This is a genomic window from Methanosarcinales archaeon Met12 (genome assembly GCA_002813105.2).
Taxonomy (GTDB): domain Archaea; phylum Halobacteriota; class UBA148; order UBA148; family JAJOKI01; genus JAJOKI01.
This window is the reverse complement of the sequence record CP017966.2, coordinates 542,806-555,451: the sequence shown is the minus strand read 5'-3', so window position 1 is coordinate 555,451 and position 12,646 is coordinate 542,806. Positions and strand designations below refer to the sequence as shown.

General features: G+C 46.0%; 17 protein-coding genes and 1 tRNA gene. 10 read left to right on the top strand and 8 right to left on the bottom strand.

Annotated features, from left to right (window positions below; genetic code table 11):
• Window positions 1-61: 61 nt before the first annotated feature.
• On the bottom strand, window positions 62-406 hold the full coding sequence (locus tag BME93_03570; protein ATZ61193.2) for a hypothetical protein: 345 nt from the start codon (window positions 404-406) through the stop codon (window positions 62-64).
• A 55-nt stretch (window positions 407-461) separates the two neighbouring features.
• On the opposite strand from BME93_03570, the gene BME93_03565 reads away from it, so the two are divergent.
• The 5 genes from BME93_03565 to hisI all read left to right on the top strand — a co-directional run bounded on the left by BME93_03565 (window position 462) and on the right by hisI (window position 2,769).
• A complete protein-coding gene (locus BME93_03565) occupies window positions 462-608 on the top strand; it encodes a hypothetical protein (GenBank protein ID ATZ61192.2) in 147 nt (48 codons plus the stop codon).
• 196 nt (window positions 609-804) lie between these two features.
• Window positions 805-1,032 (top strand): antitoxin VapB family protein, encoded by a 228-nt coding sequence (locus BME93_03560; protein ID ATZ61191.2) that lies wholly within the window; start codon window positions 805-807, stop codon window positions 1,030-1,032.
• Window positions 1,032-1,427: a type II toxin-antitoxin system VapC family toxin gene (locus BME93_03555; protein ID ATZ61190.2), complete on the top strand. Its 396-nt coding sequence runs from the start codon at window positions 1,032-1,034 to the stop codon at window positions 1,425-1,427. Before BME93_03560 ends, BME93_03555 begins: the two co-directional genes overlap by 1 nt.
• A gap of 11 nt (window positions 1,428-1,438) precedes the next feature.
• The gene (gene aglJ / locus BME93_03550) at window positions 1,439-2,338 is read left to right on the top strand and encodes an S-layer glycoprotein N-glycosyltransferase AglJ (protein ID ATZ61189.2); all 900 of its coding nucleotides are present in this window, start codon (window positions 1,439-1,441) and stop codon (window positions 2,336-2,338) included.
• Between the two features lie 59 nt (window positions 2,339-2,397).
• On the top strand, window positions 2,398-2,769 hold the full coding sequence (gene hisI, locus BME93_03545) for a phosphoribosyl-AMP cyclohydrolase (protein ATZ61188.2): 372 nt from the start codon (window positions 2,398-2,400) through the stop codon (window positions 2,767-2,769).
• Window positions 2,770-3,212: 443 nt separating this feature from the next.
• Here the strand turns inward: hisI and BME93_03540 are convergent, their stop codons facing one another.
• Together BME93_03540 and BME93_03535 are read right to left on the bottom strand one after the other, a co-directional pair.
• Entirely contained in the window at window positions 3,213-3,479 is a 267-nt protein-coding gene (locus tag BME93_03540; GenBank protein ID ATZ61187.2) for a hypothetical protein, read from the bottom strand.
• Window positions 3,480-3,716 carry a DUF2683 family protein gene (locus BME93_03535; GenBank protein ID ATZ61781.2) on the bottom strand — a complete coding sequence of 79 codons (237 nt, stop codon included), beginning with the start codon at window positions 3,714-3,716 and terminating at the stop codon, window positions 3,480-3,482.
• Between the two features lie 204 nt (window positions 3,717-3,920).
• Here BME93_03535 and BME93_03530 point away from each other — a divergent pair, with 204 nt between their 5' ends.
• Window positions 3,921-5,492, top strand: a complete 1,572-nt coding sequence (locus BME93_03530; protein ID ATZ61186.2) for a PINc/VapC family ATPase — start codon at window positions 3,921-3,923, stop codon at window positions 5,490-5,492.
• Between the two features lie 16 nt (window positions 5,493-5,508).
• Here the strand turns inward: BME93_03530 and BME93_03525 are convergent, their stop codons facing one another.
• Window positions 5,509-6,261 (bottom strand): ATPase domain-containing protein, encoded by a 753-nt coding sequence (locus BME93_03525; GenBank protein ID ATZ61780.2) that lies wholly within the window; start codon window positions 6,259-6,261, stop codon window positions 5,509-5,511.
• A gap of 150 nt (window positions 6,262-6,411) precedes the next feature.
• Between BME93_03525 and BME93_03520 the strand changes: the two genes are divergently transcribed.
• Window positions 6,412-6,516 (top strand) — tRNA-Arg (locus tag BME93_03520).
• A gap of 19 nt (window positions 6,517-6,535) precedes the next feature.
• On the opposite strand, the gene argF is transcribed toward BME93_03520, so the two are convergent.
• The 4 genes from argF to BME93_03500 are packed head-to-tail and all read right to left on the bottom strand — an operon-like array spanning window position 6,536 to window position 9,789.
• Window positions 6,536-7,438: an ornithine carbamoyltransferase gene (argF, locus tag BME93_03515; protein ID ATZ61184.2), complete on the bottom strand. Its 903-nt coding sequence runs from the start codon at window positions 7,436-7,438 to the stop codon at window positions 6,536-6,538.
• Window positions 7,438-8,736, bottom strand: a complete 1,299-nt coding sequence (gene purD, locus BME93_03510; GenBank protein ATZ61183.2) for a phosphoribosylamine--glycine ligase — start codon at window positions 8,734-8,736, stop codon at window positions 7,438-7,440. Before purD ends, argF begins: the two co-directional genes overlap by 1 nt.
• Window positions 8,733-9,242, bottom strand: coding sequence for an orotate phosphoribosyltransferase (gene pyrE, locus BME93_03505; GenBank protein ID ATZ61182.2), 510 nt, complete (start codon window positions 9,240-9,242; stop codon window positions 8,733-8,735). The genes purD and pyrE overlap by 4 nt, the downstream gene beginning before the upstream one ends.
• A 28-nt stretch (window positions 9,243-9,270) precedes the next feature.
• Window positions 9,271-9,789, bottom strand: coding sequence for a CDP-2,3-bis-(O-geranylgeranyl)-sn-glycerol synthase (locus BME93_03500; protein ID ATZ61181.2), 519 nt, complete (start codon window positions 9,787-9,789; stop codon window positions 9,271-9,273).
• A 97-nt stretch (window positions 9,790-9,886) separates the two neighbouring features.
• Between BME93_03500 and BME93_03495 the strand changes: the two genes are divergently transcribed.
• Genes BME93_03495 through purN form a run of 3 tightly spaced genes read left to right on the top strand, consistent with a single transcriptional unit; the run spans window position 9,887 to window position 12,622 of the window.
• On the top strand, window positions 9,887-11,119 hold the full coding sequence (locus tag BME93_03495; protein ID ATZ61180.2) for a serine hydroxymethyltransferase: 1,233 nt from the start codon (window positions 9,887-9,889) through the stop codon (window positions 11,117-11,119).
• Between the two features lie 46 nt (window positions 11,120-11,165).
• The gene (gene folD / locus BME93_03490) at window positions 11,166-12,017 is read left to right on the top strand and encodes a bifunctional methylenetetrahydrofolate dehydrogenase/methenyltetrahydrofolate cyclohydrolase FolD (protein ATZ61179.2); all 852 of its coding nucleotides are present in this window, start codon (window positions 11,166-11,168) and stop codon (window positions 12,015-12,017) included.
• Window positions 12,014-12,622, top strand: coding sequence for a phosphoribosylglycinamide formyltransferase (purN, locus tag BME93_03485; protein ID ATZ61178.2), 609 nt, complete (start codon window positions 12,014-12,016; stop codon window positions 12,620-12,622). The genes folD and purN overlap by 4 nt, the downstream gene beginning before the upstream one ends.
• Window positions 12,623-12,646: the final 24 nt, after the last annotated feature.

The window sequence follows — 12,646 nt, the reverse complement described above, 5'->3', positions numbered from 1 at the left end:
CGCAATGTCTCCTATTCTATGGCAAAATGGGAATCCTCGTAAGCAAATGTAACAGTTATGATTATATCTGCTGTACTTTTATTGGCATGATCCTTTTACTCATGAGTGATTGCTCTGCATAGTAGTTGGATATTGCATCATCCAAATCCATCAGCTTCTTTATGATTGGATTTGACGTGTTCAATTTATACATCTCGGCCCTTCCAATCTCTCTGGTCTTGGTCACGATGTGGTTTCCCTTTAGGATGCCCCATATGTTGAAAAGAGTCGCTCTGCTAATGCCTGCACCCTTCGTTATGTCTGTTTTCGAGTGATCGAATGCCTCATTGTCCATCAAGAAGTCTATGACCTTCAATATCGGGGTTTCAGTTCCGAAAAATTCTAAGAATAATGTTTTATCTTCCATGCATACTCAATAAGGAAGAGTATGTTTATATAACTTATTATCAATGTATAAAAATATGGACACTAAGTCACTGTTGAAGGCAACTATATTAAAGAAATTGAAAAGGCGTGGTAAATGGGGCAAAGCTCATACAAGTTTTGATAAACTATCTACAGGAATACCCAGAACATTTGAGGGGAGAGGCAAAAGAAGTGGGGCATGATTTGATTAAATCTGGATTATTGCTTTCAAAGCCGACATCATATGGCTTAGAAGTCTCTCTTAATCCAAAACGAAAAGATGAAATCTTTAAGACTATTGAAAAATATCTCCCAAGAGAACGTTGAATGAATGGCAGTATGGCGGAAAAGGTATAAGACAAAAATCTTATATACACATACATACACATACACAGTGTGATGAACATGGCGACCAAAACGATTTCTATAACAGAAGAGGCATACAATCGACTGGTAAGTGAAAAAGAGAGAGATGAGAGTTTTACCAACACCATACTCAAACTGACGGGAAAGAAGGATCTTCTAAGGTATATCAGATCACTTAAGCCAGATGAGGAGCTGGCAAATAGCATTGAAGAAGCGATGACGGAGACAAGAAAACAGAAATTAGGGGATGTGCGTCTTTAATGGCCTGCCTTGACACCAATTTTTTGGTGGAATTGTTAAGGAGAAACAGCAGGGCAGAAAAGAAACTTGAGGAGCTGACCTTGAGGGGAGAAACACTGACCACAACGCCGTTAAATGCATGTGAGTTGTTCAAAGGAGCCTACAGGACAGGCAAACAAATTGAAGAGACGAAAAAAGTGAGAGAACTACTATCGCACTTAGACATACTGGATTTTTCGATCCCATCCTGTGAGGTGTTTGGGAAAATAATAAACAGCCTGCGAGACAAAGGGGATGATGTAGGCGAAGTGGATGTTCTGATCGCTTGCATTGTCATAACTCATGGAGAGATTTTAGTGACCAATAACGTAAAACATTTCTCGCGAATATCTGGGCTAAGACTGGAGACATTTTAGGTGAACATCAAATGAAAGAAGACGTCTGCATTCTGATTCCAACGCTCAATGAAGCGCACACAATAGGCGAGATAGTTCACAAGTTCAAATCCATGGGATTTTCGAACATCCTGGTCATCGATGGGCACAGCACCGACGGTACGGTCAAAATAGCGGAGGATGCTGGTGCCAAAGTCGTAACTCAAAAGGGGAAAGGCAAGGGACGGGCGCTTCAGCAAGCATTTGACATGATCGACGAAGAGGTCACCGTGATGATCGATGGCGATGGGACGTATCTTCCAGAAGAAGTGGACAGGTTGCTGGAGGCGATAAGGGACGGCGGCGCAGATCAGGTCATCGGCAACAGGTTTGCATCACCGCAAAAAGGAGCATTCACAAGGTTGAATCTCTTTGGCAATCGAATTCTAAACAAATTATTTAGCCTTGCATACGGCGCATGGATCACTGATATTCTGTCCGGGTACAGGGCATTTAACAAAAAATCCATAAAAGAATTGGAGCTGAACAAGACTGGATTTGAGATAGAAGTTGAGACCACCATAGAGGCAGTAAAAAAGAATCAGAAAATAATAGAGGTGCCGATAACATATTGCTCCAGACACAAAGGAGCTGTCACCAAGCTCAACCCCCTTAGAGATGGTATCAAGATCGGATATACGATATATCAACTTACTAAAACACACAATCCCTTGCTATATTTCGGCATATTTGGAGCTATTTTCATAATAGCGGGTATCGGTCTTGGAATCTACGTGACACTGGAGTGGCTTAGAGGAATAACCCGCATTCCAATGACGATTTTTGCCACTCTGCTGATCATGATGGGCGTTCAGATATTCGTCTTCGGCCTTCTGAGTGACCTTCTGGCGTTATTCCATAAAGAAGTGATGCGAGAGGTAAAGAAGCGATGATGATGGAGGACCAGAGAGTTACAAACATTTTTAATGCTTTAGTCATAATTAGAGGAATGATGCTCCAGAGGTTTAACTTCAAGAATGGCATGATTCACGCGATCGCACAGCATCGTCAGACCGGCGAAGTGCTGATGCTCGCCCATATGAACGAGGATGCGCTGAGGAGGACCATTGAGACCAAGCGGGCGCATTACTGGAGCAGAAGCAGAAACCGGATTTGGAGAAAGGGCGAGGAATCGGGCAACGAGCAGATCGTGCATGAAATTCGTGTTGATTGTGATGGCGATGCCGTTCTCCTGAAGGTGGACCAGGTCGGGGGAGCATGCCATATGGGATACATGTCTTGTTTTTACAGGGATGTGGACGGAAATGTCCTCGCTGAAAAGGTATTCGAGCCGGAAAAGGTTCGAGATGAGAATGGCCCTTGACCACAATAACATTTAAGTATGTCTCTCGATCACCTGTAAATATGATGCAAACAACTATTCCTAAAGAAATCGTAGAAGAACTAAAAACAATTACATTAAAAAGCATATGGTAGATGTGGAATTACTATTTTAACCACAGAAGAAGAAAAAGACTTGAAGAAAGTCTAAAAGAATATAAGGAAGGGGAAACAACTCGTTTAGATGATTCTGAAAAAGAGTTTGGCAGGTAAAATGTTCCAAGTTCAACTAGGTTCGCCTGCTAAACGTTTTCTTAAGTTGGGCTCAATTTCGTCTAATGGTTCTAACATATACGACGTTTTGCGATAGTAAAATGTCCCAAAGGGCGAGGACGAAGTCCGAAGTGTATATGCTGTGTTATATGACCGAGGGGCAAGGCGATGTAAGGAGACCAAAAGTTTCCGCAGAGTTGCGTTTTGGTGTTATTAATGCCTGTAAATGTTGTCATGGTGATCAAAATCCTCTAGTGTTACTGTTTTTGTATCTTCCTCGATAGAGAACGTTAGTACAAAATGTTTACCGACATGTGTTCTTTTCCAATTTTGCAAAGGACGTCTCAAATTTTTATATCGGTGAGGGTTTCTAATGATTTCCTCGGCTTTTTTCATAACGATTTCGTACTGTTTTCTGTTTTTCTTCACCAACTTCTTTAGTACCTTGTCCAACTCTGGTTTTATTGCCAAGGAATACATTTACTCATACCTCTTTCTAAGTTCCTCAATGCCTCCTACCCCAATGGGTTTTTGTTTTTGGATTTTTAACGCTTTTTCTATGTACTCAGGCCCCAACTCGGGGTCTAGTATTTCCTCCTCATAGTGTTGGGCCATCACATCGATGGCCTCAGATTTATCCCTCAGACTATACTTCGCTTTGATAATGTTTAATATTCTGTTAGTATGGTCAGATATATTAATTAGTGCTTGCACCATTGATATCACCCCAATACCATATTAATACGACATTTATATATATCCTTTCCTACACAAAAACGCGATTTCATCTAACTACTTACCAACGACCACCATATAAAATCGTGGCTACAAATACCAACACAGATATTAACTGTTTTGAAATCATCATTTCTGCTTAGAACCCCACAGATATATACCATATCATGACAATAAACAGCAAACATGAAACTCGTTCCAGATACAAGCGTAATCATCGATGGCAGAATCACCGCCAAAATAGAGAGCGGAGAGTTTGAGGGTGCCGAAGTAATCATACCGGAGGCGGTGGTCTCAGAACTTGAGGCGCATGCAAACCAGGGCAAGAACATAGGTTTTAACGGTCTGCAGGAACTCAAAAAGTTGAATGAACTGGCGAAAAAGAAAAAAATCGTATTAAAATATGTGGGTGAGCGCCCTACGCTAGATCAGATTAAACTATCCTCAGGAGGGGAGATCGACTCTATAATCAGGGCTGTGGCAATTCAAAATGATGCGGTATTTATATCAAGCGATATAGTTCAATCGGATGTTGCAAGGGCAAAGGGACTGGAAGTCATTTATCTTTATCCTGAAAAGAGAGAGATGGGTCCGCTGCAAATCGAATCTTTTTTCACGGATGACACAATGTCAGTGCATTTAAAGGATCGCGTCCTCCCCATGGCAAAGAGGGGCACTGTCGGCAAAATGCGCCTGGTGAAAATAGGAAACGAGCCATGCACTGAAAAGGGATTGCGTGATATGGTGCGTGAGCTCATCGAGAGGGCAAAGATGGACCCGGATGGCTTTATCGAGTTTGATAGAAAAGGAGCGACTGTGATTCAGCTCGGTTCGATGAGGATTGCGATAGCGCGCCCGCCATTTTCCGACGGAATCGAAATCACGGCAGTGCGCCCTATTGCGAAGGTCGGGCTGGACGACTATAGGCTAAGTGACGAACTTAAAGCAAAATTGATTGAAAAGCACAGGGGAGTATTGATTGCGGGTCCACCTGGTGCAGGAAAGTCCACCTTTGCCGCCAGCATGGCAGAGTTCCTGCAAACGCATGAGCACATAGTAAAAACCATGGAATCCCCGCGCGACCTGCCCGTATCGGACGAGATCACCCAGTATGCTCCCCTCGATGGCAACATGGCGAATACCGCGAATATTCTTCTGCTGGTCAGACCTGATTATACGATTTACGATGAGATGCGCAAGACATCCGATTTCGAGGTATTCACAGATATGCGATTGGCTGGCGTTGGAATGGTCGGCGTGGTTCATTCCGCCGGGGCCATAGATGCCATCCAGCGGCTCATAGGAAGGGTTGAACTGGGCATCATTCCACAAATCGTCGATATGATAGTGTTCATCGACAAGGGAGTGGTCTCCAAAGTATATGAGATAAAATTTACCGTTAAAGTCCCTGCTGGGATGCTCGAAGAGGATTTGGCGCGCCCTGTCATCGAGGTGCTGGATTTTGAGACGGAAGAAGTGGAATACGAAATTTACACGTATGGTGACCAGGTCGTGGTAATGCCCGTCGAGGCGCAGGTTAAGCCTGCATGGCGGCTTGCAGAAAAGGAGGTTTACAGGGAGATTGGCAAATACGTGCGTGGACATGTGGATGTGTCAATGGGGTCGGATTCGGGGGTTATCGTTTATCTTGAGCAGCGAGACATCCCCAGAGTTATCGGACGGGGCGGCAAAATCATCGATAAGATTGAAAGGGAACTTGGCATCAATATCGATGTTCGTTCGCATGAGGAAAAATGATGACTGCAGTATTAAATTAGAAAGAGATAGTTTTATCCGGATATACGACTATGCCCTTAGACATCATATCGAATGGATGGACTTTCTCACTGTGTTTGGTCCCTCTCATTTTATATATCTCTATGCCGCGAACTCGCACATCATTCGGTTTCCTATAATACAGTATGATAGTCCCATCAGTAACAAAGTTTTCCACTCCGAATCTATTTGTTTTCGTGTCATCAATGACCTCGCAGGTCAGCAGTGACGTTAGACCCAGGGTGTTCAGTATATTGCTTAATCTAAGCAACTCTATCCGTAGTTTAATTGGATCCATTTGAAGATAAAAACCTATTGAAGTCGAGGAGTCAACTACTGCCCTTTTTGCACCGATTTCTTCTTGTATCTTGATGACCTGGTCCAGCATAGAACGCATGTCGAGTGGTCTAACGTCCACGTATTTTTCGGTGGAAGGGAGTCCGACCTTGGCAGCACATGCATCCACTATTGCCAGTTTATTTTCAGCTTCAAGTGCATCCAAGTCCCAGCTAAAATTTGACGCATTTTGCCGAATTTGTTCTGGCTGCTCCTCTGTAGCTATAAAAATGCCAGCTTCATCGTATTTGGTAATTCCACCATAGAGATACTGCAGGCTAAAGATGGTTTTGCCGCTGCCGTATGTGCCAACGAGTAGATATGTTCTACCTCCAATAGGGCCCCCTTCGCATAATTCATCGAATCCTTTTATTCCGGTTGGCACCCGTTGAAGCACGCGTTTTTTGGTCGACATGTTTTTTTATTCTATTCTCTCCAACTATTTATAAGTATACCCCATAATTCGTTACAAACAGATATTGACTTATCATTATAAGCCTATCTATTTAATCCGAGAAATAGAAAATGAAAACAAATATAAAATTTGAGGGTGTTCGTATGCTAAGGGCGTGTGGCCTAGTTTGGATAGGGCGGCAAGCACTTGAGACGTTTTCAATTGTCCGCATGCCTCCTAAGCTGTAGGTCGCGGGTTCAAATCCCGCCACGTCCGTCAAACTTTAAAAAGTATCTCAACCCAATAGCTTCACCAACAGCGCCTTCTGAGCGTGCAACCTGTTTTCAGCCTGCTCAAAGATTACAGAATGCGGACCATCGATGATGTCTGCCGTTATTTCCTCGCCCCTGTTGGCTGGCAGGCAGTGCATGACGATGACGTCATCTTTTGCCATCTCTACTACCTTCTCATCAATCCGGAATCCCTGAAAATCGCGCATTTTTATCTTCTTCTTGCTCTCGTCCCCCATCGAGACCCACACATCCGTGTAGAGCACGTCTGCATCCCTGGCCGCACCTTCTGGGTCGTGCGTGATTTTTATATCGCCTCCAATCTCTTCCGCCTTTTTCACGACCGCCTCGTTAGGTTCGTATCCCTTTGGACATGCCACAACGACATCCATCCCTGTGAGCGCACCGGCCAGTATCGATGAGTTACATACATTGTTGCCATCTCCAATCCAGCCAAATTTAATATCGGCGAACTTTCCCTTTGATTCGTAGATGGTCAATAAGTCCGCGAGGGATTGGCATGGGTGCTCGATATCGGTCAATCCATTGATTACAGGCACCTTCGAGTGCTTTGCGAATTGTACTACCGTTTTATGAGCGTTCGCCCTGACCATCACTCCGTGCACATAGCGAGATATCGCCTGAGCACTGTCTTCTATCGTCTCCCCCCTTCCGAGTTGAATGTCCTGCCAGTTGAGATACAGTGCATGTCCGCCCAGGTCTGCCATGGCAGTTTCGAATGAAACGCGCGTTCTGGTGGATGGCTTTTCAAATATCATCGCAAGGCTCTTGTTTTTTAGATGGTCAGATATCTCCCCACGCGCTCGTTTTTCCTTTAGCTCCTCTGCCATGTCGAGTATATCGGTGATATCATCATATGTCAGGTCCGCCATCGAAATGAAATTCATCACAACCCTCTCAACGATTTTATATGGTCAATTCGTTTCTGGATTAAAAACTTTTTTCCAATATCGTGCCTGCACTGTATGTGTCCTTTTATTCTGGACAGTGCATTTTCTGCTTTTTTCTCTGCTTCGGAAATTGTATCGGCAATTCCCACGACGGCAAGCGAACGCGACGAAGTAGTGTAAATCTCTCCGTCGACCTCGTTCACGCTTGCATAAAACAGGAGAGCGTCCTCAATCGGCTCTATCGATAATTTCGCTCCGATGATGGGCTTGGCGGGATAGCCTTTTGGCACGGCGTACTTACATACGGTAGCCTTGCGCATGAATTCAACGTCTGAAAGCGACCCATTCAATATATCGTATGCTATCTCCACCAGATCGGTATTTAGAAGAGGGAGCACATTCATCGCCTCTGGGTCTCCAAATCTGCAGTTGAACTCGATAACTTTTAGACCGTCGGCGGTCAGCATAAATTGTCCGTACAGAATCCCCTTATACTCCACTCCAGTCTCCTTTTTCAGTGCAGCGACCGTTTGCTTCATTATCTTTATCCCATCCACATAGTCCTGTTCAGCCATGAACGGCAAAATGTCTCCGGCATCGCTATATGACCCCATGCCACCAGTGTTTGGCCCCCTATCTCCTTCATATGCTCTTTTATGGTCTTGCACTGCTGGACTTGACGCCAGCGCCTTTCCGTCCACAAATGCCTGGACCGTGAATTCCTCCCCCACAAGACGTTCTTCTATCACCACCTGTCCTTTTTCCAGAAGACCTTTGACGTATTCTTTGGCACCATCCTTGTCTACCTGGTCCCCGACCACCTTTACGCCCTTTCCGCCCGTGAGACCTGCGGGTTTGACGACCGCGCCTTTTTCAAATCCGTCTATAAATTCGCATGCATCGTCTGCATCGCCGAACACCCTGAAAACAGGACAGCCCTTGATGCCATGTTTCCTCATCAGCTGACGTGCCCATACCTTATCCGATTCGATTCTCGCAACTGTTTTTTTTGGACCGACTGCAGGAACGTCAATTTCTTCAAGCGCGTCCACGATGCCTGCGGCAAGCGGTGCCTCGGGTCCGATTATCGCTAAGTCGGTTTTAATCTTGTCCGCATAACCTGTAACTTTTGAAATGTCGGTCTCTTCGGCGATCAATATGCCTTCGCATAAGCGCGCTATACCAGGATTGTGATTTTTCATCACGGCGTACATGGCTGGGTGGCGTCTGCTTCGTGCCAGAGTCTCGGCGATGGCATGTTCCCTGCCGCCAGAACCGACAATTAAGAGTTTCATTTCAACAATTCCTTTGCTTTAATAAGCGGTATGAGTGAAACTCCAATTTTATCTAAATTCTCTTTTGCGCCCTCTTCTCGGTCAACTGCTACGATGGCGCAATCGACGACCAATCCAAGCTCGCGCAGCGTCTTGGCCGCCATGACTGCACCTGAACCGGTCGTGGTGACATCCTCTATCAGAAGGATGCGCTCGCCTGCTGCAAATTCGCCCTCGACTTTCTTGCCCGTTCCGTATTCTTTCTTTTCTTTTCTGACTATAACATATGGCAAACGACTGCAGATGCTTATCACCGCCGCCAGCGGAACCGACCCGAGCTCGATTCCTGCAAGTCTTTGCGTGCCTGGTGGTATCAGTTTTGACATTTGTTTGCCCAATGTCATCAAACACTCCGGGTTTGTCTCGAAAACATATTTGTCAATGTAATAATTGCTCTTCTTGCCCGAAGACAGTGTAAAATCACCAAATTTGACCGCTTTTTTAAGCGCTTTTATCAACTCTTTCATCAACACATCCTCCCTTTCATATTACTGGTCACCACGGCACATCTTTTTTTCCTATTTTATACCCGATGATGTTAAAAAGTATATGTAAAACCGGAGTCAACACGAGTATCGTTATGATGGTCCACGGCGTGAAATTTGCGATGACCCAGTCATAGCTGAAAATTGCTGTGAATATCAGTGCGCCAAAGACGAAATCCAGTTGGTCTATCAATGGAAGCGGCGCCCCACTATCAAGTCCTATACGCCTTTTAAAAAAACTCTTTGTGATATCTCCTGTCATCGCACCCATGGGCAGGCAGATGAGCGCAGGAATGGTAAACAAGGGCAAACCCTCAGGAGCGATGGTGTTTTGTCCCACTCCCATAACAATTCCTCCGAATACTCCTCCAATAAATCCCCTGTAGGTCTTTCCATCCCCCAATATCCTTTTTCCGTCTCTAAATTTTCGCTCCAAATCGATTGGGGTTCCGCCCCCACATAATACCGCACATATATTAGATATATATGCAGGCATCATCAACCAGACCGCAGTTATTATGGTTTCCAGCACATATATCAACACCGAAAATGTTTTTTAAGTAGGATTGATAGATGTCATGCAATTTAAATCCTCGTAATATAAATATACAAGAAGTGTAGGAGATTTGATGAGATTAGTTGAGGCGGACCCAGAGGTAGCAAGGGTTATTGAACAGGAAATCGAGAGAGAACGATCCGGGCTTGAACTGATTGCCTCTGAAAATTGCGTCGACGAGGCGATTTTAGAGGCACAAGGCTCGGTCATGACGAACAAGTACGCTGAAGGATATCCTGGCAGACGATACTACGGTGGATGCGAGTACATGGACGTGGTGGAGAACTTGGCGATCGAGCGGGCCAAGAAGCTTTTTGGCGCCGAACATGTCAACGTCCAGCCACATTCGGGATCGCAGGCAAATATGGCAGTTTATTTCGCGATGTTGAACGTCGGTGACACCATCATGGGCATGATGCTCTCCCATGGTGGACATCTGACGCACGGTAGCCCTGTCAATTTTTCAGGAAAATTTTTTAAGAGCGTTTTCTATGGGGTGGAGAGGGAGACGCAGAGGATAAACTACGACATGGTAGAGGAGTTGGCTAAAAAACACAAGCCAGCCATGATCGTGGCAGGGGCGAGCGCCTATCCGAGAGAGATAGATTTTGCCAGGTTCAGGGAAATTGCCGATGAAGTTGGAGCATATTTGATGGTCGATATGGCGCACATCGCCGGCTTGATTGCGGCAGGTCTGCACCAAAATCCAGTACCGCATGCGCATTTCGTGACGAGTACCACTCATAAAACGTTGCGCGGTGCAAGGGGGGGTTTCATCATCTGTAAGGGCGAGTTTGCCACAGCTATCGACAAAATAGTATTCCCGGGGATACAGGGCGGTCCCCTTATGCACGTCATCGCCGCCAAAGCGGTGACATTTAAACTGGCGATGACAAAGGAATTCGTGGATTATCAGAAGCAGACCGTCAAGAATGCAAAGGCGATAGCAGATACACTATCAAACAATGGATTTGCCATAGTATCTGGCGGGACCGACAGCCACCTGGTGCTGGTGGACCTTACTAATAAGGGTATCACCGGAAAGGATGCGGAGGCGGCGCTGGGTGAAGCGGGCATCACCGTGAACAAGAACACCGTCCCATTCGACACCCAGAGTCCTTTTGTCACCAGCGGAATTCGGATCGGTACACCGACTATAACCACAAGGGGCATGAAGGAATCGGAGATGAGAAAGATAGCAAATATGGTCAGCAGAGTTCTTTCAGATATTGGAGACAAAACAAAGAAGGATGCGGTTAAAAGAGAGGTCAAGGGGTTGTGCAATCGGTTTCCACTGTATTGAATGGATATCTGAATCATAGATTGAGAGACCACTGAGAGGATACATCTTGAATCTGATTGACGGACGCAAAGTCGCAACAGAATTGCAAGCCGAGATGAAACGTGAGATTGAGCAATTAAAGAGCGAGCAGAACATAATTCCTGGGCTTGCAACGATATTGGCAGGAAACGAACTGGCGTCTCGGATTTACGTCTCTATGAAGAAAAAGGCGTGCGAGAGCATAGGAATCTATCACGAGGAGCATGCGTTTCCAGAAGATGTCGGAGAGGATGAAGTCATTCAACTTATCCGTCAATTGAATGATGCCTCAAAGATTCATGGCATTCTGGTGCAACTCCCCCTCCCGTCACACCTAAACGAACGGAAAATTTTGAAGACGATATTCCCAAAAAAAGATGTGGACGGCTTCCATCCAACCAACATGGGCAACCTGATGATCGGTGTCGATATGGGAACGCTTGTTCCATGCACCCCTGCAGGAATTATGACATTATTGGAAGAGGCAGGAGTATCTATTGAGGGGAAACATGCCGTGATCGTGGGGCGGAGCGACATCGTCGGCAAGCCAGTAGCTTTGATGCTGCTTGCCAAACATGCAACCGTCACCATATGTCATTCGAAGACGAGGAATCTCAGCGAGTACACCAGACAGGCGGACATACTGGTGGCGGCGACTGGTAAGGCGAAGCTTATCACCGAGGATATGGTGAAGGAGGGCGCGGTGGTCATCGATGTTGGCATCAACCGAATCGATGGCAAACTCTGTGGAGATGTCGATTTTGAGGCTGTCAAGAGAAAGGTATCGGCGATCACGCCAGTCCCAGGGGGAGTGGGCCCGATGACCATTGCGATGCTCATGCGCAACACCATAACTGCAGCAAAGAGTGCGTTGTCATGAAGAAATTAAGCGTAGCAGTACTGGCCTCTAACAGGGGAGGGAACCTGAAATGCCTTTGGGAACTGGTCAAAAAGGGTGCGCTGGACGCCCGTATCTCGATACTGGTCACTGAAAATCCAGATGCGCCAGTCTTAAAATGGGCGAGAGAGCATGGGCTTGAGAACGTGTGCATTCCAGTGGACTCCAGGACCAGAGAGGAGCACGAGAAGGAGATCATGCAGCATCTCAAGAAGCATGACGTGGACCTGATCGTGCTCGACGGCTACAGGCGAATACTCAGCCCAGCCATCGTGAATGCGTACAGGGTCATGAACGTCCACCCATCGCTCTTGCCCGCTTTTCCTGGCAAGAATGCGTGGAAGCAGGTGCTTGACCACGGCGCCAAGGTTTCTGGATGCACCATACATTTCGTGGACGAGAGTGTGGATAACGGACCGATAATCCTGCAGAGCGCGGTTCCAGTCATGGGGGATGACACCGTCGAGACGCTGAAGGAGCGGATTCTCGTTGAGGAGAGAAGACTCTATCCAGAAGCGGTCCAGCTCTTTGCAGAAGGGCGATTAACGATAGAGGGGCGGCGGGTTATAATAAAGGAATCTGCGTGAGCCATGTGAGCAAACTGAAGAGAT

Excerpts from the sequence above, each read along its gene's own strand:
- BME93_03570 (ATZ61193.2), bottom strand. The coding sequence starts at position 406 with ATGGAAGATAAAACATTATTCTTAGAATTTTTCGGAACTGAAACCCCG.
- BME93_03565 (ATZ61192.2), top strand. The coding sequence starts at position 462 with ATGGACACTAAGTCACTGTTGAAGGCAACTATATTAAAGAAATTGAAA.
- BME93_03560 (ATZ61191.2), top strand. The coding sequence starts at position 805 with ATGAACATGGCGACCAAAACGATTTCTATAACAGAAGAGGCATACAAT.
- BME93_03555 (ATZ61190.2), top strand. The coding sequence starts at position 1,032 with ATGGCCTGCCTTGACACCAATTTTTTGGTGGAATTGTTAAGGAGAAAC.
- aglJ (ATZ61189.2), top strand. The coding sequence starts at position 1,439 with ATGAAAGAAGACGTCTGCATTCTGATTCCAACGCTCAATGAAGCGCAC.
- hisI (ATZ61188.2), top strand. The coding sequence starts at position 2,398 with ATGCTCCAGAGGTTTAACTTCAAGAATGGCATGATTCACGCGATCGCA.
- BME93_03540 (ATZ61187.2), bottom strand. The coding sequence starts at position 3,479 with ATGTATTCCTTGGCAATAAAACCAGAGTTGGACAAGGTACTAAAGAAG.
- BME93_03535 (ATZ61781.2), bottom strand. The coding sequence starts at position 3,716 with ATGGTGCAAGCACTAATTAATATATCTGACCATACTAACAGAATATTA.
- BME93_03530 (ATZ61186.2), top strand. The coding sequence starts at position 3,921 with ATGAAACTCGTTCCAGATACAAGCGTAATCATCGATGGCAGAATCACC.
- BME93_03525 (ATZ61780.2), bottom strand. The coding sequence starts at position 6,261 with ATGTCGACCAAAAAACGCGTGCTTCAACGGGTGCCAACCGGAATAAAA.
- argF (ATZ61184.2), bottom strand. The coding sequence starts at position 7,438 with ATGAATTTCATTTCGATGGCGGACCTGACATATGATGATATCACCGAT.
- purD (ATZ61183.2), bottom strand. The coding sequence starts at position 8,736 with ATGAAACTCTTAATTGTCGGTTCTGGCGGCAGGGAACATGCCATCGCC.
- pyrE (ATZ61182.2), bottom strand. The coding sequence starts at position 9,242 with ATGAAAGAGTTGATAAAAGCGCTTAAAAAAGCGGTCAAATTTGGTGAT.
- purN (ATZ61178.2), top strand. The coding sequence starts at position 12,014 with ATGAAGAAATTAAGCGTAGCAGTACTGGCCTCTAACAGGGGAGGGAAC.